The sequence below is a fragment of the Flavobacteriales bacterium genome (genome assembly GCA_016713875.1).
Classification (GTDB): Bacteria; Bacteroidota; Bacteroidia; order Flavobacteriales_F; family PHOS-HE28; genus PHOS-HE28.
The window spans coordinates 732,587-752,131 of sequence record JADJOI010000003.1; the positions used below are offsets into that span (position 1 = coordinate 732,587).

Consider the following 19,545-nt stretch of genomic DNA (forward strand, 5'->3'; position numbering starts at 1 on the left):
CGCAGCGGGCGCGAAGTTAGCCGATCGGCAGGGGGGAGGCCGCACGGACGGGCGCGGTGATGAGGCCGTCCAGCGTGTCCACCGCGCGCGCCCAGTCGAAGGTGGCCAGCACATGGCGGTGCCCGTTCCCCGCGATCCGCCGACGTTCCTCCTCGTCCTTCAGCAGGCGCAGGATGTGGGCGGCGTAGCTCGCCGGGTCGTGGCCGATGAGGATGCCCTCCCCGGGAGGAGCGCCCACCGCGTTGTTGGCCAGGGCCGAGGTGATGCACGGCATGCCCATCGCCATGGCCTCCAGCAGCTTGTTCTGCAGGCCGGTGCCGATCTGCATCGGCGCCACGAACACGCGCGCCGAGACGTAGCTCGTCCGGATGTCCTTCACCCAGCCGGTCACCGTGATCAGGGGGTCCTGCTCGGCGAGCTGCCGCACCCGCGGACTGGGGTCCACGCCGCTGATCAGGAGCGACACATCGGGCCGCTCCCGGCGCACCAGCGGCAGCACCTTGTTCACCAGGTACAGCACGCTGTCGATGTTCGGCGGGTAGTTCATGTTCCCGGTGAACAGCAGATCGTGCGTCAGCTCGCCGGGGATCGGATGGAAGAACGTGGCGTCCACACCGTTCGGGATCACCGTCATCCGCGCTCGTTCCGGGTGGTAGAGGTAGTCCCGGTCCTGCGCCGAGATGATGATCCGGTGGTCGAACAGGTCGAACATCAGGTTCTCATAGGCCTGCAATCGGCGGGTCTCCGTCAGCAACAGCGGCCGCAGCAGCGGGCTGCTGTTCTCGGTGCGACGCTCCATGCCCTTGCTCAGCGTGTCCATGTAGTCCAGCGTCTTGGGCAGGGAGAGGTGCCAGCGCACGTATTCGGTCGTGCGCACGAGCTGGCACAGCACATGGTCGGGGGCGAACCGGTCGATGAGCGCATCCACGCGCCGCTGCGCTGCGGCATGGTGGAAGTAGGCGACCTGGAACGGCATGCGCGAGAACACGGCGGTGATCAGCTTCCACACGATGCGCCAGCGCGGCAGGTGGATGACCTCCAGGTGGTGGCAGAAGCTCCGCAGGTGGTCGAGGTGGTCCTTGTGGATGCGCTGGTCGTTGAGGCAGCAGAGCAGCACCTCATGACGTTCGGCCAGGCGTTTCACCAGGTGGTAGGCGCGGAGCTTGTCGCCCTTCTCCAGGGGATAAGGCACGCGGGAGAGCAGCACCAGCAGCCTCATGTGCGCTTGAGGCTCCGGAGGAAGCCCACCAGGTCGTGGATGATGCGGGCATCGCTGTAGTGGCCCACGATGGTGGCCCTTGCGTGGGCGCCGATGGTGGCCACCAGGCCCGGTTCGTCCAGTGCGCGGCCCATCTGTCGGGCGAAGGCCGCGGCGGTGTCCGCCAGCAGGATGTCGTGGCCGTCGGTAACGGAGATGCCTTCGGCGCCGATGGTGGTGCTGATGACGCAACGGCCCATGGCCATGCCCTCGATGATCTTCACGCGCATGCCTCCTCCGCTGTGCAGGGGCACCACCATCACATGCCGGTCGGCGATGTACTGTTCCGCGCTCTTCACGCGGCCCTTCACCTGCAGGCCGGGCAGGTCCAGGTGCAGCAGGTCATCGGGCATCCGGTTGCCGGCCAGGTGGAGCCGCGCGTCCGGGTGCCGGGCGATCACCCGCGGCCACACCTCGGCCACCAGCCACCGCACCCCTTCGAGGTTCGGCTCCCAGTCCATGCTGCCCAAGTGGAAGAACACCGGCCGTCCGCCGGGCAGCGGCCGGTCGTGCTCGGCGGGATCCACCCCGAACGGAATGGTGGCGATGGGTGTGCGCGCTCCGTGCGCCTCGAAGTGCGCGGCATCGGCGGGGCTGATGGCGGCCACGCCGTCCACCCGGTCCAGCACGGCCATCTCGTACTCCTTCAGCTGGCGGGCGAGGAAGCGGCGGTAGGGCCGTTTGATGAAGTTGCGCTCCCCGCTGGCGATGCGCTCCTGCAGCACATGCTCCAGGTTGTGCGAGCGCAGCACCACCGACGCATCGGTGTAGCGGCGGATGGTGGCGATGTAAGGGGTCATGAACAGGCTCTCCAGCAGCACCACGTCGAAGGGGTGGGCGCTGAGCACGCGGATGAGCGCGATGTCCATGTCCGGCGAGAAGAACCGGCTGATGTTGTAGTTGTCGGCCGTGATCAGGTCGGTGAAGGCGTCCACCACGTTGAGGCTCGTGTCCACGAACACGCCCTGGATGTCGGTGGCCCGGGTGTACGCCTCGGGCAGCGCGTCGATGTCCAGGGGGTGCTTGGGGGTCCGGATGCACATGACCTTCACCATGTGGCCATCCGCCAGCAGGCCGCGCGTGAGGTTGTGCATGGCCTTGCTGCCGCCGTCAATGGGCGGGAAGGGGGGCTTATGGCACAGTTGAAGGATCCGCATCTCGCCGGCCGCGCAACAATGACCTGAGCCGGTACCAGCCGCGATAATAGGCATCGCGGTCCAACAGGGGGCTGTCGGTGGCGGCCTTCCACGTGAGCCAGATGCCGATGGGCAACAGCACGAGGCTGCTGATCCACATGCCGGGCCAGGGGGCCAGCTTCAGGCTGATGACGAGCTTCTCGGTGCTGAAGGAGACGATGTGGAAGATGAGGAAGAAGACGATGGCGAACACCGTGGGCAGCCCCATGCCGCCCTTGCGGATGATGGCCCCGAGCGGCGCTCCGATGAAGAAGAAGATCAGGCAGGCGAAGGCGAGCATGAGCTTGCGGTGCCACTCCACGCCGTGCCGGGCGATCTGCTCCAGGCTGCCTTTCCGCTCCTCATCGGTGCGTTCCAGGAAGTTGATGGTGGCGCGTGCCATGTCGATCGCCTGGTCATGCACCGCCGGTGTGGGCACCGCCCCGGTGGCCGACGTGGGCAGGGGTCGGTCGACCGAATGGCTGTCGCGCAGAGGGCGGAAGGAGTTGTGCAGGTAGCTCATCTGCATTGTCACCCGCTCACGGAACGCGCTGGCGAGCGAGTCCTCGGTCCGCGCCAGCTGCCCGATCGTCTGCATCTTGTAGTTGTCCTTGAAGAGCTCCTCGTCGGTGCGTTGCAGACCGAGGCCGCTGAGGTCGAGGCGCACCACGTCCGTGGCGAAGGTGCCGTGCACCAAGGCATCCGTCCGACCCTTGCGGCCGGAGGGGTCGCGCGCATCGTAGAAATGGCCGTCGCGCAGCGTCAGCAGCAGGCTGCCGCCATCGGCGCTGCGCTGCATGGTCCCGCTGCGGGCACGCACCACGGTGCGGTTCCCTTGGAACGGTTCACGATGGTCATAGATGAGCACATCCGCGAGGGTGCCGTCCTCGGCCTTGTCCCGCACCCGGATGCTGAGGCCGTCGATGCCGTTGTAGAACACGCCGGGACGCAGGTTCATCGCGGGCTTCTTGCGCGTCACGTCCCACAGCAGGCTGTGGAAGCGGAGGTTGGCCACCGGCAGCACGTTGTTGCTGAAGAGGAACGACAGGCCGGAGAGCAGCACGACCAGCACCACCAGCGGCCGCAGGATGCGGAAGAGGTGGAGCCCCGCCGAGCGCATGGGCACCAGCTCGCTGTTCTCGCCCAGCCCGCCCATGGTCATGATGGAGCTCAGCAGCACGGCCAGGGGCAGGGCCAGCGGCACGAAGCTCGCCGTGGCGTACACCAGCAGTTCGGTGAGGGTGTACCAGGGCAGCCCCTTGCCCATGAGGTCGTCGACGTACTTCCACAGGAACTGCATGCTCAGGATGAAGAGCACGATGCCGAAGGTGACCACCAGCGGACCGAGGTAGGCCGCGATGATCATGCGGTGCAGGCGCTTCATCCGGATGGGGAAGGCGGCGGGGCCGCCGGGCGCAAAGGTACCGGCCTCAGGAGCCGATCACCCGCATGAGGTGCGCCACCTGCGAGGCCCAGAGCTGACGCGCGCGCTCCAGGTCCTGCGGCCAGGCATGGTCCGTCACCACCAGGGCCACATCGTTCGTCATGGGGTCGATGCGGATCCGCAGCTCGAAGTAGGCGCCGGGGTCCTCGTCCTCCAGCCATCGGAAGCGCATGAGCTCGCCCGCCCGGCGGCCGATGCACAGGGCTTTCTGCACCTCACCGCCCCACTCGAAGGCGAACTCGTCACCGCGCACGTTCACGTCGTCGCAGAACCATTCGCTGAAGCCGCTCGGCGTGCTGATCAGCTCGAAGAGCACATTGGGCGTGGAACGCATATAGAACTCCGCCTGGTATCGCTCCTTGATGGGACGTTTCAGGACGCGTGCCGGCTGTGCGGCGGGTTCCACGCCCATCATCACGGCCTGGATCGGGGCCGCGGGCGGCTTGTTCGCTGGAGCGCCCTTCTGCTTCGGGCTTGTGAGCGGTGGGGCCTGCTGCGGCGGAGCCGGCTTGGCCGGAGCGGGTTTCGGCGCGGCCTTGGGGGTCGTTGGTGGCGCCTTGGCGGCCGTGGGCTTGGTCACCACCTTGGTCGGTGCCTGGGCTCCGCTCGGGCCGGTACGGGGTCTTGATGCCGGTTTCGGCGGGGCTGCGGCTTTCCGTGGTGCGGGAGTTGGAACGGGCTTCTTCGCAACCGTCCTTTTCGCCACTGCGGACCTCACGGGCTGCTTCGGGGCGGCTTTCCGCACCGGGGTGGCGGCCTTGGGCTTCACCGCGGATCCCTTGGCCGGCGCCTTCTTCACCGGCTTGCGCGGCAGAGGTCGCGTGGTCTGCTTCTTCGCGGGTTTGCGCACCGCGATGCCGCCGGTCCGTTTCGAAGGCGGCGCAGCCGTCCGGCGTTCGGCCGGCTTGCTCGTGCGCGCCGCGGTCGGCTTCTTCGGGGCGGCCTTCCGTGCCTTCGCAACGGATGCGGCCTTTCCTGAGGCAGGACGGCCCCCTGGTTTCTTCTTGGTCGCCTTCTTCCGGTCGTTGGAGGCCGCTGGCCGTCCCTTGCCGGGCGCCGCTTTCCTCGGGGCGGGCCGGGCCGATCGGCGCGTTGGTTCAGGGTTCTTGCGGGACTTGGCCATGGTCCGGGCAAGGTAGAGATTCCCCACGCCTGTGCAAGAGGAGCGCGCCTCGGACCCGATCGGGCCTCCTGCTATATTTGCCGCCCCTTTCGCCCGGCGCAGGCCTGGCCAAGGCCCATGGCGCGGTAGCTCAGCTGGTTAGAGCGCAGGATTCATAATCCTGAGGTCGAGAGTTCAAGTCTCTCCCGCGCTACGAAGCCCCCTTCCCGGGGGCTTTTTCGTACCGGACCCATGATCAGCGCACCCGTTCGAACGGCCACCCTCGCCCTTTCCGTATGGCTGATGGGCTGCTCCGCGGAGGAAAAGGACTTCCGCGAGGTCGAGGTCAGGTCCGCCATCACCCACGTGATGGCCGAGCAGGAGGCGGCCTGGGACCGGGGCGACATCCGCGGCTTCATGGCCGGCTACACCGAAGCGGCCTGCTTCATCACGGCGAAGGAGCGCACGTGCGGGCGCGAGGCGGTGACCCAGCGCTACCTGAAGCGGTACCCGGACAAGTCGGCCATGGGCGACCTGCGGTTCGGCATCTCCGAGGTGCTCGCCGTGGGCCAGGAGCATGCGTGGTGCACCGGCACATGGACGCTGGTGCGGTCCGCCGACACCTTGAGCGGTGGATTCAGCCTGTTGTGGCAGCGGGAGACTGATGGCTGGCGGGTGGTCCGCGACCACACCTATTGAGCCGCTACTTTCGCCGCCATGTCCGCCACGGTGGTCATCCTGGCCCTCACCGTCCTGGTGTCCGTGCTGGCGTTCCGCGATCGGCGCCTGTTCGACACGCTGGCCTTCGAGCCGTTCGTGGTGCATGCCCGGAACGACCTCCATCGCTTCGTGACCCATGCCTTGGTGCATGCCGACTGGCCGCATCTGTTCGTCAACATGTACGTGCTGTACGGGTTCGGACCCTTCGTGGAGGGCTACCTCACCGGGCTCACACCGCTGCCCGGTTCGTGGTTGTTCGTCATTCTGTACGTCACGGCCGCCGTGGTGGCCTGTGTACCGGGCTACGGTCGCCACAAGCACGACCCGCGCTATCGGGCGGTGGGGGCGAGCGGGGCGGTGTCCGCCGTGCTCTTCGCGCACATCCTCATCCTGCCGACGGCCGAAGTGGGCCTCTTCCTGCTGCCGTTCGGGCTGCCTTCGGCCGTCTTCGGCGCGCTCTACCTCATCTACGAAGGCACCATGCACCGGCGCGGTGGTGATCACGTGGCGCATGACGCCCACCTGATGGGGGCGCTGCACGGCGTGCTCTTCGTGGTGGTGCTGCGTCCGGCCCTGGTGCCGGCCTTCTTCCATTCGCTCACCGAACTGCTCCCCGGATGAAGCCACGACCCGCGCTCTTCCTGGACCGTGACGGCGTGGTGAACCGCGAGCGTGGCGAGCATACCTGGCGTCTGGAGGACTTCGAGGTGCTGCCCGGTGTGGCGGAGGTGGTGGCCGCGTTCAACCGCAAGGGCTGGGCGGTGGTGATCGTGAGCAACCAGAGCGGCATCGGGCTGGGCCTGTACACCAGGGCCGACGTGGAGCGGCTGCATCGTTATCTTCACGACCACCTCCACCAGCACGGGGCCCACGTGGACGACATCCTCTACTGCCCGCACCACCCCTCGAAGGGGCGTTGCCTCTGCCGGAAGCCGTCGGCCCTGCTGATGGAGCGGGCCATCGCGCTTCACGGCATCGACCGGGCGCGCTCGGTGATGGTGGGCGATCGGGAGCGCGACATAGAGGCGGCGGCCGGCGTGGGGGTGCGCGGTGTGCTGATCCCCTCCAACGCGGGCCTCGCTGCGGCCCTGGAACACGCCGGCATCCCGTGAGCATGGAGCGCTTCGTCGACCTCAACGGAGAGCTGCTGCCGGCGGACCGGCCGGTGATCACGCTCGACAACCGGGCCTTCCACTATGGCGACGGGCTCTTCGAGAGCATCCGTGTGGTGAACGGCCGCCCACGCTTCCTCGACGCGCACTGGGCGCGCTTGGTGGAGGGCTGCAAGCTGCTGCGCATCGACCTGCCCGCCGGGTTCGACCGCGATGCACTGGAACGCGCCATCATCCGGCTGGCCGAACGTAACGCCGTGCGCAGCGCCCGCTGCCGGCTCACCCTTTTTCGCGATGCCCGTGGCCACTACCGGCCGGACGGGCATCGGGGCGGTTACGCCATCGAGGTGACCCCGTTGATGGAGGAGACGTACACGCTGAACGAGCGCGGGCTGATGGTCGACATCTACCCCGACATGCGCAAGCCGGTGAACGCGCTGGCCGTGCACAAGACGCTGAACTGCCAGTACTACGTGATGGCCTCCCTGTGGAGCGAGGCGCGCGGGCTGGATGATTGCCTGCTGCAGAACGACAGGGGCAACATCATCGAGAGCAGCACCGGCAACCTCTTCATCGTGAGCAACGGTGTGCTGTACACGCCGTCGCTCGCGGATGGCTGCCTGGGCGGCGTCATGCGGATGCAGGTGATCAACCTGGCCCTGGCGAACGGCATCAAGGTGTACGAATGCTCGCTGAACCCGCAGAACCTGCTGGCCGCCGACGAGCTCTTCTTCACCAACGCCGTGCGCGGGTGCAGTGGGTGGCCACCTACCGCACGAAGCGCTACACGCACCGCATGGCCCAGCTGGTGATCGACCTGCTGGCGCGCAGCGTGGTCAATTGAGGGCCGGGTCGTCGGGAAAGTTGGCCAGCGGGGCGAAGGCCTTGCCCATGGCGCGCAGCGAATCGCCCCAGAGGTCCTTCACCTGGGTGTTCATCACGTGCCGCTTGGTGGCCTGGGCCACGATCCACGACCGTTGGCCCAACTCTTTCTCCAGCTGCTGCTCGCCCCAGCCGGAATACCCGACGAAGAAGCGCACGTGGCGGGACAGCCGCGGGTCGGCGGTGAGCAGGGCGCGCAGCTGGTCGAAGTCGCCGCCCATGTGCACGCCGTCCATCACCTCCAGGCTGCCCTCCACACGGGTACCGAAGGTGTGCAGGTAGTAGAGGTTGCCGCTCTGCACGGGACCTCCGATGCTCACGCGCGTATGGATGGGCGGCATGTTCTCCATGAGGTCGCCGATGTCCATGTCGAGGTAGCGGTTGAGCACGAAGCCGAACGAACCCTCTGCGTTGTGCTCGCACAGCAGCACCACCGTCCGCCGGAAGTAGGGGTCCGGCAGGTAGGGTTCGCTGATCAGCAGACGGCCGCGCGCCGGGTCCACCGTGCTCTCCGGATCAAGGTCGAGGAGGTCCCTGCCCATCGTGTGCGGTGGTCAAGGTAAGGTCGAACGGATCGCTGCGCATCGTGCTACGGCCATGAACGGATATCTTCGACGCCATCAAACGGGAAGCATGGAACGCGAGCGCTCGGTGGACCATCGGATCGATTACAGCAAGGCCGTCCTTCTGGAAAGCGAAGCGGCGGACGATCCCTTCGCCCTGTTCGGCCGCTGGCTTCGCGCCGCGGAGGAGGAGGGGATCCCCGAGCCGCATGCCATGACGCTGGCCACGGCGGGCTCGTTCAGCATCAGTTGCCGCGTGGTCCTGCTGCGGTCGTTCGATCCGCAGGGCTTTCTGTTCTTCACCAACTACAACAGCCGCAAGGCCATGGACCTGGAGCGCGACCCGCGTGCGGCGCTCTCCTTCTTCTGGCCACAGCAGGAGCGGCAGATCCGCATCGAGGGCAAGGTGGAGCGGGTGAGCGCCGAGGAGAGCGACCGGTACTTCAGGGAGCGTCCGCGCGAAAGCCAGGTGGGGGCGTGGGCCAGCGACCAGAGCCGGATGGCGGACGACCGGTCGCAGGTGGACGAGCGCTATGCGCGGTGGACGGAGCGGTTCAAGGACCAGGCGGAGGTGCCGCGCCCTTTGCATTGGGGCGGCTTGCGTTTGCGGCCGGTGCGCATCGAGTTCTGGCAGGGCCGTCCGAGCCGCCTGCACGACCGCATCATCTTCGAGCACTTCAGCGACGGCACCTGGAGCCGCATGCGGCTTCAGCCCTGAACGACGAAGCCCCCCGCGGTGCGGAGGGCTTCCTGGTGTTGCGGATCGATCACTTCTTCGGAGCGGCCTTCTTCGCCGCGGCCTTCTTCGGGGCGGCTTTTTTGGCGGCGGCCTTCTTTGGGGCCGCTTTCTTGGCGGCCTTCTTCGCCGTACCGCTGCCCGTCGCGCGGGTCGTGGTGGCCTTCGCACGCTCGCTCGCGCGCACCTTGCGCTTGCTCGGCCGGCTCTTGCCGTGACTGCCTGCCCGCCGCTTGCCTTTCTTGGATCGGATGTCGCCTTTGCCCATGGAGGGTGTTGTTTGGGTTCGCCGCGAAACTACCCGGGCGCGCACCGGAGGCACGAGCGCATGCACACGCACTTGTCCACGCGCGGGTGTTCAGAAGGGCGGCGGTCAGTGCGCCGCATCATCGCGAAGGCGCTGCTCGATGGCCTGCGCATCCTGTAGCGCGGCGCGCGTCCACTGCAGCTTCAGCGCGTTCACGTCCTGTTCGTCCAGCCTCCACGGCACTGCGCTGGCGCGCAGCCGCTGCATCACCGTGTAGAGCACGATTCCAGCGGACACCGAGATGTTGTAGCTCTCCGTGAAGCCGTGCATCGGAATGCGCAGTGCTCCGTCGCAGGCCGCGATGAGCTCGTCGCTCAACCCCTGGAGCTCGGTGCCGAAACAGAAGGCGATGGGCCGGTCGATGGGCACGTTCTCCGGTGTCCAGGCGTCGGCATGTGGTGTGGTGGCCACGATCCGATGACCACGGGCGCGCAGGCCGGCGATGCACTGAAGGGCGCCCTCCGGACCGCCGTAGCGGTGCACCGTGGTCCACTTGTCGCTGCCGAGCGCGATCTCCCGGTTCGCGGTGAAGCGGTTGCGCGCCTCGATGGCGTGCACGTCCTGGATGCCGAGCAGGTCGCAGGTGCGCAGCACGGCGCTGGCGTTGTGGGCCTGGTGCAGTTCCTCCAGCACCACCGTTACGTGGCGGGTGCGCTCGGGTGCGAGGCGGTCGAACAGCGCGCGCTTGTGCGGGGTGACGAAGGCGCCGAGCCGGTCGAGCAGATCGTGGTCGTCCATGGGTGCAAAAGAAAAGGTCCCTCCGAGGAGGGACCCTTCCGAAGATGCACGGGGGAGCTTACTTCACCTTGTTGGAGAGGTCGGCACCGGCCTTGAACTTCACGACCTTCTTGGCCGCGATCTTGATCTCCTTGCCCGTCTGGGGGTTGCGGCCCTTGCGAGCGGCACGCTTGGAGATGGAGAACGTTCCGAAGCCCACGAGGGCCACGCGATCACCCTTCTTGAGGGCCTTGGTGGTGTTGTTCACGAAGGCATCCAGAGCGCGCTTGGCGTCGGCCTTGGAGATCTTCGCTTCAGCGGCGATCGACTCGATCAGTTCAGCTTTGTTCAGTCCCATGTTCGTTAGGAGGTTTGTGTGAGTGTTTGTGTGAACTCGTCGCAAAAGTATTCGGAGACCCGCGCCTGTCAAGGGTTTCCGGATGGGTGCCCGGGAAATGTTGAAAAATCAGGGGTTTTGTTGATAAGTGCGCCTGAATCCCGCCCCCAGCAAGGGTTTGCGGAGAGGGCCTTGGGTCGAGGGGGTCGAGTCGTTGGTTCAACGCTTTCCGACGAGGCCCGCGCCCAGGGCTCACTTCAGGCGGATCGCCTCCCGCAAACCCGCGCGGAACGCGGCTCCGGCCATTCTGCGGCGCCCTTCGGGCTGCACGTCCACCAGCCGCAACACCCCGTCACCACAGGCCACCAGAAGGTCCGTTCCATCTTGCAGCACCGTGCCGGGATCGGCGTTCGCGGCGAGGCCGGTGCGTTCGGTGCGCAGCACCTTGAAGTGCTCCGAGGTTCCATCCGCGCGCACCTGTTCGGTCCACGCGCCCGGTACCGGGGAGAGCCCGCGCACGTGGTCATGCACCTTCACTGCCGGCCACGACCAGTCGATCCTGCATATGGCGGGGCTGAGCTTCGGAGCCTCGCGCAGGGCAGCCCCGGTGGACAGATCATCCTGATGTGTCGGAGCGAGCGCGCCGTTCGCCAAGCCGTTCACCGTACGCACCAGCAGCACCGCCCCCAATGAGGCCATGCGGTCGTGCAGCTCCCCGGCGGTCTCGTCCGCGCCGATGGTCAGGGTCTCCTGCAACAGCACGTCACCGGTATCGATGGCCTGTTGGAGCAGGAAGGTGGTGAGGCCGGTGCTGTGCGCGCCGTCCATCACGGCCCGGTTGATCGGCGCCGCACCGCGATACTGCGGCAACAGCGATGCATGCAGGTTGATGGTGCCCAGCCGGGGCATGCGCCACACCACCTCGGGCAGCATGCGGAAGGCGACGACCACGAAGAGATCGGCACCGCAGGCCCGGAGCTCCTCCAGGAAGCCTTCATCCCGCAAGCGTTCCGGTTGAAGCACACGCAGCCCCAGGCGTTGCGCCGCCTCCTTCACCGCCGAAGCGCGCAGCTGACGGCCGCGGCCCGCTGGCCGGTCCGGTGCGGTGACCACGGCGGCGATGGGGATGCCCGCGGCGTGCAGGGCCTCCAGCGAGGAGACGGCGAAGGGTGGCGTGCCCATGAAGACGATGCGGGGTGCGCTCATGGCGCGAAGGTCATCACAAGCGCACGATGCGGAAGCGATAGGGGAGCAGCGCGTCCGTTCCGGCGTGGTCCACTCCGATCCGCGGACCGATCGCGATGGCGCGGGGATCGATCACATGCCCTTCATCGGCGATCCAGATGCGGCGCCCCAACAGGTCCGTTCCGTCATGCATGCGGTGGATCCCCAGCGCCTGTGCCGCGGTACCCGGTCCGTCCGTTCGCGCGCCGGGCCTTCCTCGACGGACACCGGCGACGGTCCGTCCTTCGAGGATCCGCACACCGCGCAGCAGCACCGCGTGCGGCACCCCGGCGGAATGCGTGACGATGTTGAACAGGTGATGGATGCCGTAGCAGATGTACACGTAGGCGGTACCGCCCCGCGCGTACATCGAAGCGTTGCGTTCGGTGCGTCGTCCTGCGTAGGCGTGCGAGGCCCGGTCGTCCACACCGGCATACGCTTCCGTTTCGGTGATCAGGCCCGAGACATGCGCACCGTCGATCCGCGTATGCAGCACCATGCCCAGCAGCTCGCGCGCGATGGCCACCACGTCGGGCCGCTCATAGAAGCTCCGCTCCAGCCGCATCGATCACGGGTGGTCCTGCTGCCAGCGCAGCAGTTCCGCATCGGGTCCATCGACCGCGTCGGCATCGGCGTGGTGTTGTGCGCGGCAGCGGTCACAGCGGCCGCATGCGGTCGTGCCGTTCTCTCCGAAGTAGCCGAGCAGCGTGCGCTCGCGACAGCCGGCGCCGGGGGCGAAATAAGCGGCCATGGCGTCCACGCGCTCCAGGGCGCGGTGCAGCCGAAGGTCGAGGGCTTCGGGGTCGAGGGTCAGGCGCTGCGCATCGCGTCGCGGGGTCATCAGCGTCAGCAGCGGGTCGTCGGTGCGCGGGGTGTAGCGCAGCACCTCGAGGCGTTGCAGTTCGCGGAGCCCGTCGCGCACGGCGGATGTGGAGGAGGAGAGGACCTGGGCCACGCGTTCCTCCTCGATCAGGGCGGGCGCCTCGAACAGACCGCCGTACAGGCGCAGCAGCGCTTCCAGCAGCGGACCGAGGCGCGCATCGTTCAACCGCAGGCCATGCACGGTGGAGGGGCCGCAGCTGAGCATCACGCGCGACGGGGTATGCACCCCTTCGCTGAGGACCAGGTCCTCGTTGAGCTCCAGCGCCTTCAACGCGCCGAGCACGGTGGCGGGCCGCAGACCGCTGCGGCGGGCGAGGTCGCGCAGATCGAGGCTGTACGACTCGTGCAGGCCGCTGCCCAGGGCGATGCGGTGCGTGTCGGCGAAGGCCTGGTAGGTGCGGCGCACCTCGGCCGTGGTGGGAAAGCCGCTCTCCACGCGTTCGCGCAGGCGTTGCGCGTCGGCATCGTCCACCAGCAGGAAGGCGTACGAGGGCCGTCCATCGCGGCCCGCGCGACCGGCCTCCTGGTAGTAGCTCTCCAGATCGGGCGGCGGGGCCAGGTGCACCACGGCGCGCACATCGCCCTTGTCGATGCCCATGCCGAAGGCGTTGGTGGCGGCCACATAGCGCAGGCGGCCCTCCTGCCAGTCGCGCTGCACGCGCTCGCGCTCGGCATGCGGCAGTCCGGCGTGGTAGGCCTCGGCCGTCACGCCCATGCGCTGCAGCACGCCCGCCAGTTCCACGGTCCCACGCCGGTCGCGCATGTACACGATGCCGCTGCCGGGCACATGCTGCACGATCCGCTGGAGGCGGGCCAGCTTGTCCTCGCCGCGGCTGCACCAGAAGGTGAGCTCGGGGCGGTGGAAGGCGGACCGCAGCACGTTCGGCACGCGGAAGGCCAGGCGCTGCTGGATGTCGTCCACCACGGCCGGGGTGGCGGTGGCGGTGAGGGCCACCACGGGTGCGTCGGGGAACACGGCGCGGAGCTCGGGGATGCGCATGTACGCCGGCCGGAAATCGTAGCCCCATTGCGCGATGCAGTGGGCCTCGTCCACGGCGATGAGCTTCACGGGCATGCGGGGCAACCGGCCGCGGAACGCATCGGTGCCGAGGCGTTCGGGCGACACGTAGAGCAGGCGCAGCCGGCCCAGCGCGGCATCCTCCAGGGCGTTGTCGATCTCGTAACCGGCCATGCCGCTCATCACGGCCATGGCAGGGATGCCGCGACGGCGGGCCTGGTCCACCTGGTCGCGCATCAGGGCGATGAGCGGGCTGACGACGATGGTGAGCCCGGCGAATGCCAGGGCGGGCAGTTGGTAGCAGAGGCTCTTGCCGCCGCCGGTGGGCAGCAGCGCCAGCGTGTCGCGGCCGCTCAGGACGGACCGGATGACCTCCTCCTGCATGGGGCGGAAGGCGTGGTGCCCCCAATGGCGCTGCAACAGGTCGTGCAGGACCGCTGTTGAAGCGTGCACGCCCATGGCCGGTCCTCCGCCCTCGCGGTTGGTTACCTTTGGACGCACCAACGGATCCTGCTGCATGATCACCACCGGGCAAAAGATAGCCATCCACCGCACCGAGCGCTCGCGGCTGCCGGGAACGGACCTGGCCCACGTGAAGTTCGGTCGCGTGTTCAGCGACCACATGTTCGTGATGGAGTTCCAGGACGGTCGCTGGCAGGATGCGCGCATCACGCCCTTCGCCGACCTGGTGATGAGCCCGGCCGCGCTGGTGCTGCACTACAGCCAGACCATCTTCGAGGGGCTGAAGGCGTACCGCACGCCCGAGGGCGGCGTCAACCTCTTCCGGCCGCAGGCCAACATCGCGCGCATGAACCACAGCGCGCACCGCATGTGCATGCCGCAGCTGCCCGAGGAGCTCTTCCTGGAGGCGCTCGTGGAGCTCGTGCGGCTGGACCGCGATTGGCTGCCCACCGACAAGGAGGGCTCGCTCTATATCCGCCCCTTCATGTTCGCCAGCGATGAGTACATCGGGGTGAAGCCGAGCGACAGCTACAAGTTCATCATCTTCACCTGTCCGGCGCAGGCCTACTACCAGGAACCTGTGCGGTGGAAGATCGAGACCACGTACAGCAGGGCCTTCTTGGGCGGCACCGGCGAAACGAAGTGCGGCGGCAACTACGCCGGAGGCCTCTATCCCGCCAAGCTCGGCCAGGACAAGGGTTTCCACCAGTTGGTGTGGACCGACGGGCTCACCCACCGGTACATCGAGGAGAGCGGCACCATGAACGTGTTCTTCAACATCGATGGCACGCTGGTGACGCCCTCGCTGGACGGCACCATCCTGAAGGGCGTGACGCGGGACAGCATCCTGCGCATCGCGCGGGACCAGGGCGTGCCGGTGGAGGAGCGCCGCGTGAGCGTGGAGGAGGTGGTGGCGGCGGCCCGTGCGGGCCGCCTGCGCTCGGCCTTCGGTGCCGGCACGGCGGCCACCATCGCGCACATCGCCACCCTGGCGCACGGCGACGAGGTGTTCGAGCTGCCCGCCCTCGACCAGCGCTCGCTGGCCAACGACATCGGTCGCGCGCTCGATGACATCCGCCGCGGCCGCGTGAGCGACCCCTACGGCTGGATGGTGCCGGTGGCCTGAGCGATCAGTGCAGTTTCGGGAAGTCCTCCCACAGGAGGCGCGCCGTTCCGCGGCCCACATCGGCCCAGCGGTCCACATCCAGTTCCAAGCATACCGTATGGCAGGTGGCCATCTCGCCCGTGGCCCCGCATAGGTCGTAGGCAAAGGCGCTGATGCCCGGATTGTGGCCGAAGAGCATCACAGTGTCGGCAGCGTCGGGCAGCGCCTGCACGATGTCCAGCAGGGTGTCCTCGACGGCGTGGTAGGCGTTGGGCATCGGCACGATGGCCCGTTCGGGGATCCCCAACGCAGCGGCGAAGGCCTGTGCGGTCTGCCAGGCGCGGCGCGCGGTGCTGCTCACCAGCAGGGGAGTGGGCGATCCGCGATGCACGAAGCGCTCCGCCATCGTCGGGGCGTCGCGTTCGCCGCGCGGGTTCAGCGGGCGGTCGAAGTCGCTCTGCCGCGGATCGTCCCAGCTGCTCTTGGCGTGGCGGGTGAGCAGGAGCGTGCGCATGGCGCGGGCGATCAGTGCGCGTGGTAGCGCTTCAGCCCCTCCACCAGGCCGTTCAGCAGCAGGGTGTGGTCCATGCTGGGGCGCAGGGTCACCTGCACGGCATGCGCATCGCTGAACTGCGTCAGGCGGCGGCCCGCCTTGGAGATGGTGAGGTGCAGCGTGTCCGGGTAGGCACCGGTGAAGTGCAGGTCCAGCGGTTCGCCGCCGGCCATGCGCAGCACGTAGTGCGGGTAGTGGTTCACGGCGTCCTTCCAGCTGTCGTCCTCCTCCAGCACGTGGCCCTGCTCGCGCAGGTCGGCGGCCCATTGGTCCATGACGAAGAGCAGTACATCCTCCACGAACACCTCGGGGTCGGTGGGGAGCTGGTGTTGGCGGTGGTCGATCGGGGCCAGCAGGCGCGAACGCGTGCGGCGCAGGGTGGTGGACAGGTCGTCCAGTTGGGCGGTGAAGGTCATTTCGGATGTCGCTCGCTCGGTCTTCGGGGGGCAAACTAGTCCCGTCGGGGATCGCACGACCTGTTGGACGTCCCGTTTTTTTACACGATCGATCGCGCGATCCGCTGATCCTCAACCGGTGGACCTGTGGATGATCGACGTTCGGGGCGGGGCAGGTGGAGTGGTGCGATGGTGCGGAGGCGGAGTTCCCCGCACCCTTACACGTATGGCTCCCCGTAGATCCAGCGAAGGCGTTCTCGCTCTTTCGCACCCTTAACCTTGTGCATGCCCACCGCCTACACGGTGTACGTCATCGAGCTCAGTCGGAAGGTGTACACCGAGCACTGGAAGTTCCGTGCCGCCAACCCGCAGTACAACGGCGCGCTGGAGTGCCTCTACGTGGGCATGACCAGCAAGACCCCGCGCGAACGCTTCGCGCAGCACAAGACCGGCGCGCTCAGCAGGAAGGGCCACGACCTCAGCAGCGCGATCGTGAGGAAGTACGGGCGCTACCTGCGCCCCAGCCTCTGCCAGCACATCGGTCCGCTCAGCCGGGCCGAGGCGCTGGAAGTGGAGAAGGGGCTGGCGTTGGAGCTTCGTCGGAAGGGGTATGCGGTGTGGACGAATTGAGGGGCTGGCGAACGCGTGGGGCTGACATGCGAGCGGCCCCGATCGGGGCCGTTACGCATTTCACGTGACGGTTGGCTCACGCCTCCGCCTTTCTTGTCCGCCAACGACTCAGGCGGCGGCGGGCGCCTTCCTCTTGCCATTCCCGTTCTTCTCCTTCTCGTCGATGGGTTTGCGGAACACGATCTTCCCGTCGAACACGTCGATCACCTGGGGCTTGCCAGGCTCGAGCGTGCCGGCGATGATCTGGCGGCTCAGCTCGTTGAGCAGCTCCTTCTGGATCATGCGCTTGATCGGACGCGCACCGAACTGGGGGTCGAAGCCCTTGCGTGCTGATGTGGGCGATCAGCTCCTCGCTGGGGAGCAGGTGGATGTCCTTCTCCTCCAGCTTGTGCAGGAGCATGTGCAACTGCAGCTTCACGATCTCGCGCACATCCTCCTGGCTCAGCGGACGGAACATGATCAGCTCGTCCACGCGGTTGAGGAACTCGGGGCGCACGGTCTTGCGCAGCAGGTCCATCACCTCGCGCTGGGTCTTCTCGATCACCTCTTCGGCGTCCTTGCGCTCCAGGTTCTCGAAATTCTCCTGGATGATGTGCGAGCCGATGTTGCTCGTCATGATGATGATGGTGTTCTTGAAGTTGACCACCCGGCCCTTGTTGTCGGTGAGGCGGCCATCGTCGAGCACTTGCAGCAGGATGTTCCACACGTCGGGGTGGGCCTTCTCGATCTCGTCGAGCAGCACCACGCTGTACGGTTTGCGGCGCACGGCCTCGGTGAGCTGGCCGCCCTCGTCGTAGCCCACGTAGCCGGGAGGCGCGCCCACCAGGCGGCTGGTGCTGTGGCGCTCCTGGTACTCGCTCATGTCGATGCGCGTCATGGCGTGCTCGTCGTTGAAGAGCACTTCGCTGAGGGCCTTGGCCAGTTCGGTCTTACCGACACCCGTGGTGCCGAGGAAGATGAATGAACCGATGGGGCGTTTCTCATCGCCCATGCCCGCGCGGCTGCGGCGCACGGCATCAGCCACGGCATGCACGGCCTCGTCCTGACCGATCACGCGCTTGTGCAATTCGTCCTCGAGGTGGAGCAACTTGGTACGCTCGGCCTCCAGCATCCGCGTCACCGGCACGCCGGTCCAGCGGCTCACCACGGCGGCGATCTCCTCAACGTCAACCTCTTCCTTGATCATCTTACTCTCGCTTTGGAGCTTCAGCAGCTCGTACTTGGCGGCGGCCAGTTCCTTCTCGGTCTCCTGGATGCGGCCGTAGCGGATCTCGGCCACCTTGCCGAAGTCGCCCTCGCGCTCGTACTGCTGCGCCTGGTGCTTCAGCTCCTCGATCTGGTCCTTGGCGCTGTTGATGCGCTCCACCAAGGCGCGCTCGCTTTCCCACCGTGCCTTGAAGCCGTCGCGCTGGCCGCTGAGTTCCGCGAGCTCCTTGTTCAGCTCGGCGAGCTTGGCCTCATCGTTCTCGCGCTTGATGGCCTCGCGCTCGATCTCCAGCTGCATGATGCGGCGGTCGATCTCGTCGAGTTCCTCGGGCTTGGAGTTGATCTCCATGCGCAGCTTGCTGGCGGCCTCGTCGATCAGGTCGATGGCCTTGTCCGGCAGGAAGCGGTCGGCGATGTAGCGCGTGCTGAGTTCCACGGCGGCGGTGATCGCGGCGTCCTTGATCAGCACCTTGTGGTGGCTCTCGTACTTCTCCTTCAGGCCGCGCAGGATGGAGATGGCGTCCTCGCGGGAGGGCTCGTCCACCATCACCTTTTGGAAGCGGCGCTCCAGGGCCTTGTCCTTCTCGAAGTACTTCTGGTACTCGTTGAGCGTGGTGGCGCCGATGCTGCGCAGTTCGCCGCGTGCGAGGGCGGGCTTCAGGATGTTGGCGGCGTCCATGGCGCCTTCGCCTCCGCCAGCGCCCACCAGGGTGTGGATCTCGTCGATGAAGAGGATGATGTTGCCTTCCGCGCTGATCACCTCCTTCACCACGGATTTCAGGCGCTCCTCGAACTCGCCCTTGTACTTGGCACCAGCGATCAGCGCGGAGATGTCGAGGCTGAAGACCTGTTTGCCCTGGAGGTCCTCGGGGATGTCGCCGCTCACGATGCGTTGCGCGATGCCTTCGGCGATGGCGGTCTTGCCCACGCCGGGCTCGCCGATCAGGATCGGGTTGTTCTTGGTGCGGCGACTGAGGATCTGCAGCACGCGGCGGATCTCCTCGTCGCGGCCGATGACCGGATCGAGCTTGTTGTCCTTGGCGAGCTGGTTGAGGTTCTTCGCGTACTTGTTCAGCGCGTTGTAGGTCTCCTCTTGGCTCTGGCTGGTCACCTTGCTGCCCTTGCGCAGGTCCTTGATGGCCGCGATCAGGTCCTTCTTGGTGACACCGCTGTCCTTCAGCAACTGGCTCACGGTGTCGCCGCTGTCGAGGATGCCGATGAGCATGTGCTCCACGCTGGCGAACTCATCGCCGAACTCTTTCAGCGCGGCGAGGGCCTTGGTGAGCGCATCGCTGCTGTAGCGCGAAAGGCTGATCTGCCCGCCGCTCACCTTCGGGTAGCCCTGCACGATGCGGTCGAGCGCCTGCGTCATAGCGGGCACGTTGACGTTGAGCTTCTTCAGCAGGAAGGGCGTGACGTCGGGGTCCACTTCCAGGATGCCCTTGAACAGGTGGCCGTTCTCGAGCATCTGTTGGCCATATCCGGTAGCGATGGTCTGCGCCTGTTGGATGGCCTGCTGGGAGCGGATGGTGAATTTGTTGAGGTCCATGGTCGAACAGGCTTCCAGCCTGTTTGGGATTTGGTTGTGTTCTATTCGTTGCCGGTCACCGCTAACGGAGCGAAGCGGTCTTGTGGTCTGCTTCGTGAACGCTCCGGACCCATCAACCCCCGCACCGCCGCACGATAACGGCGTTTCTGGCAGGTGAAGCTCACCATG

20 protein-coding genes, 1 tRNA gene and 1 pseudogene are annotated in these 19,545 nt (G+C 67.0%); 8 read left to right on the top strand and 14 right to left on the bottom strand.

The window, feature by feature from the left end; genetic code table 11:
* Nucleotides 1–16: 16 nt before the first annotated feature.
* From IPJ87_04505 to IPJ87_04520, 4 genes are read right to left on the bottom strand one after another with little or no spacing between them, the layout of a single operon-like run.
* Nucleotides 17–1,219: a glycosyltransferase gene (locus tag IPJ87_04505; protein MBK7941126.1), complete on the bottom strand. Its 1,203-nt coding sequence runs from the start codon at nt 1,217–1,219 to the stop codon at nt 17–19.
* A complete protein-coding gene (locus tag IPJ87_04510) occupies nt 1,216–2,415 on the bottom strand; it encodes a glycosyltransferase (GenBank protein MBK7941127.1) in 1,200 nt (399 codons plus the stop codon). The genes IPJ87_04505 and IPJ87_04510 overlap by 4 nt, the downstream gene beginning before the upstream one ends.
* A complete protein-coding gene (locus tag IPJ87_04515; protein MBK7941128.1) occupies nt 2,390–3,817 on the bottom strand; it encodes an LptF/LptG family permease in 1,428 nt (475 codons plus the stop codon). Before IPJ87_04515 ends, IPJ87_04510 begins: the two co-directional genes overlap by 26 nt.
* Nucleotides 3,818–3,863: 46 nt before the next feature.
* The gene (locus tag IPJ87_04520; protein MBK7941129.1) at nt 3,864–4,457 is read right to left on the bottom strand and encodes a hypothetical protein; all 594 of its coding nucleotides are present in this window, start codon (nt 4,455–4,457) and stop codon (nt 3,864–3,866) included.
* A gap of 662 nt (nt 4,458–5,119) precedes the next feature.
* On the opposite strand from IPJ87_04520, the gene IPJ87_04525 reads away from it, so the two are divergent.
* From IPJ87_04525 to IPJ87_04545, 5 genes are all read left to right on the top strand, one after another.
* Nucleotides 5,120–5,193: transfer RNA gene (locus IPJ87_04525), tRNA-Met, on the top strand.
* A gap of 38 nt (nt 5,194–5,231) precedes the next feature.
* On the top strand, nt 5,232–5,678 hold the full coding sequence (locus tag IPJ87_04530) for a nuclear transport factor 2 family protein (GenBank protein MBK7941130.1): 447 nt from the start codon (nt 5,232–5,234) through the stop codon (nt 5,676–5,678).
* Between the two features lie 18 nt (nt 5,679–5,696).
* Nucleotides 5,697–6,320, top strand: a complete 624-nt coding sequence (locus IPJ87_04535; GenBank protein MBK7941131.1) for a rhomboid family intramembrane serine protease — start codon at nt 5,697–5,699, stop codon at nt 6,318–6,320.
* A complete protein-coding gene (locus IPJ87_04540) occupies nt 6,317–6,811 on the top strand; it encodes an HAD family hydrolase (protein ID MBK7941132.1) in 495 nt (164 codons plus the stop codon). Before IPJ87_04535 ends, IPJ87_04540 begins: the two co-directional genes overlap by 4 nt.
* A gap of 2 nt (nt 6,812–6,813) precedes the next feature.
* Nucleotides 6,814–7,623: an aminotransferase class IV gene (locus tag IPJ87_04545; protein MBK7941133.1), complete on the top strand. Its 810-nt coding sequence runs from the start codon at nt 6,814–6,816 to the stop codon at nt 7,621–7,623.
* A gap of 24 nt (nt 7,624–7,647) precedes the next feature.
* Here the strand turns inward: IPJ87_04545 and IPJ87_04550 are convergent, their stop codons facing one another.
* Nucleotides 7,648–8,235: a YqgE/AlgH family protein gene (locus IPJ87_04550; GenBank protein MBK7941134.1), complete on the bottom strand. Its 588-nt coding sequence runs from the start codon at nt 8,233–8,235 to the stop codon at nt 7,648–7,650.
* Between the two features lie 55 nt (nt 8,236–8,290).
* On the opposite strand from IPJ87_04550, the gene pdxH reads away from it, so the two are divergent.
* Nucleotides 8,291–8,974 carry a pyridoxamine 5'-phosphate oxidase gene (gene pdxH / locus IPJ87_04555; GenBank protein ID MBK7941135.1) on the top strand — a complete coding sequence of 228 codons (684 nt, stop codon included), beginning with the start codon at nt 8,291–8,293 and terminating at the stop codon, nt 8,972–8,974.
* A 49-nt stretch (nt 8,975–9,023) separates the two neighbouring features.
* Here the strand turns inward: pdxH and IPJ87_04560 are convergent, their stop codons facing one another.
* The 6 genes from IPJ87_04560 to IPJ87_04585 all read right to left on the bottom strand — a co-directional run bounded on the left by IPJ87_04560 (nt 9,024) and on the right by IPJ87_04585 (nt 13,978).
* The gene (locus tag IPJ87_04560) at nt 9,024–9,260 is read right to left on the bottom strand and encodes a 30S ribosomal protein THX (protein ID MBK7941136.1); all 237 of its coding nucleotides are present in this window, start codon (nt 9,258–9,260) and stop codon (nt 9,024–9,026) included.
* Between the two features lie 105 nt (nt 9,261–9,365).
* A complete protein-coding gene (locus IPJ87_04565; protein MBK7941137.1) occupies nt 9,366–10,037 on the bottom strand; it encodes an RNA methyltransferase in 672 nt (223 codons plus the stop codon).
* Nucleotides 10,038–10,095: 58 nt separating this feature from the next.
* On the bottom strand, nt 10,096–10,374 hold the full coding sequence (locus tag IPJ87_04570; GenBank protein MBK7941138.1) for an HU family DNA-binding protein: 279 nt from the start codon (nt 10,372–10,374) through the stop codon (nt 10,096–10,098).
* 231 nt (nt 10,375–10,605) lie between these two features.
* Nucleotides 10,606–11,559, bottom strand: coding sequence for a methionyl-tRNA formyltransferase (locus tag IPJ87_04575; protein ID MBK7941139.1), 954 nt, complete (start codon nt 11,557–11,559; stop codon nt 10,606–10,608).
* Between the two features lie 13 nt (nt 11,560–11,572).
* Nucleotides 11,573–12,142 carry a DNA-3-methyladenine glycosylase gene (locus IPJ87_04580; protein MBK7941140.1) on the bottom strand — a complete coding sequence of 190 codons (570 nt, stop codon included), beginning with the start codon at nt 12,140–12,142 and terminating at the stop codon, nt 11,573–11,575.
* A gap of 3 nt (nt 12,143–12,145) precedes the next feature.
* Nucleotides 12,146–13,978 (bottom strand): RecQ family ATP-dependent DNA helicase, encoded by a 1,833-nt coding sequence (locus IPJ87_04585; GenBank protein ID MBK7941141.1) that lies wholly within the window; start codon nt 13,976–13,978, stop codon nt 12,146–12,148.
* A gap of 16 nt (nt 13,979–13,994) precedes the next feature.
* Here IPJ87_04585 and IPJ87_04590 point away from each other — a divergent pair, with 16 nt between their 5' ends.
* Complete coding sequence (locus IPJ87_04590; GenBank protein MBK7941142.1) at nt 13,995–15,065, top strand: branched-chain amino acid aminotransferase; 1,071 nt, start codon at nt 13,995–13,997, stop codon at nt 15,063–15,065.
* 4 nt (nt 15,066–15,069) lie between these two features.
* Here IPJ87_04590 and IPJ87_04595 read toward each other — a convergent pair whose 3' ends face one another.
* Entirely contained in the window at nt 15,070–15,558 is a 489-nt protein-coding gene (locus IPJ87_04595) for a histidine phosphatase family protein (GenBank protein MBK7941143.1), read from the bottom strand.
* A gap of 11 nt (nt 15,559–15,569) precedes the next feature.
* Entirely contained in the window at nt 15,570–16,013 is a 444-nt protein-coding gene (locus tag IPJ87_04600; GenBank protein MBK7941144.1) for a hypothetical protein, read from the bottom strand.
* A gap of 264 nt (nt 16,014–16,277) precedes the next feature.
* Here IPJ87_04600 and IPJ87_04605 point away from each other — a divergent pair, with 264 nt between their 5' ends.
* Entirely contained in the window at nt 16,278–16,622 is a 345-nt protein-coding gene (locus IPJ87_04605; GenBank protein MBK7941145.1) for a ribose-5-phosphate isomerase, read from the top strand.
* A gap of 108 nt (nt 16,623–16,730) precedes the next feature.
* On the opposite strand, the pseudogene clpB reads toward IPJ87_04605, so the two are convergent.
* Nucleotides 16,731–19,377 (bottom strand): annotated as a pseudogene (clpB, locus tag IPJ87_04610) (ATP-dependent chaperone ClpB).
* Nucleotides 19,378–19,545 lie beyond the last annotated feature (168 nt).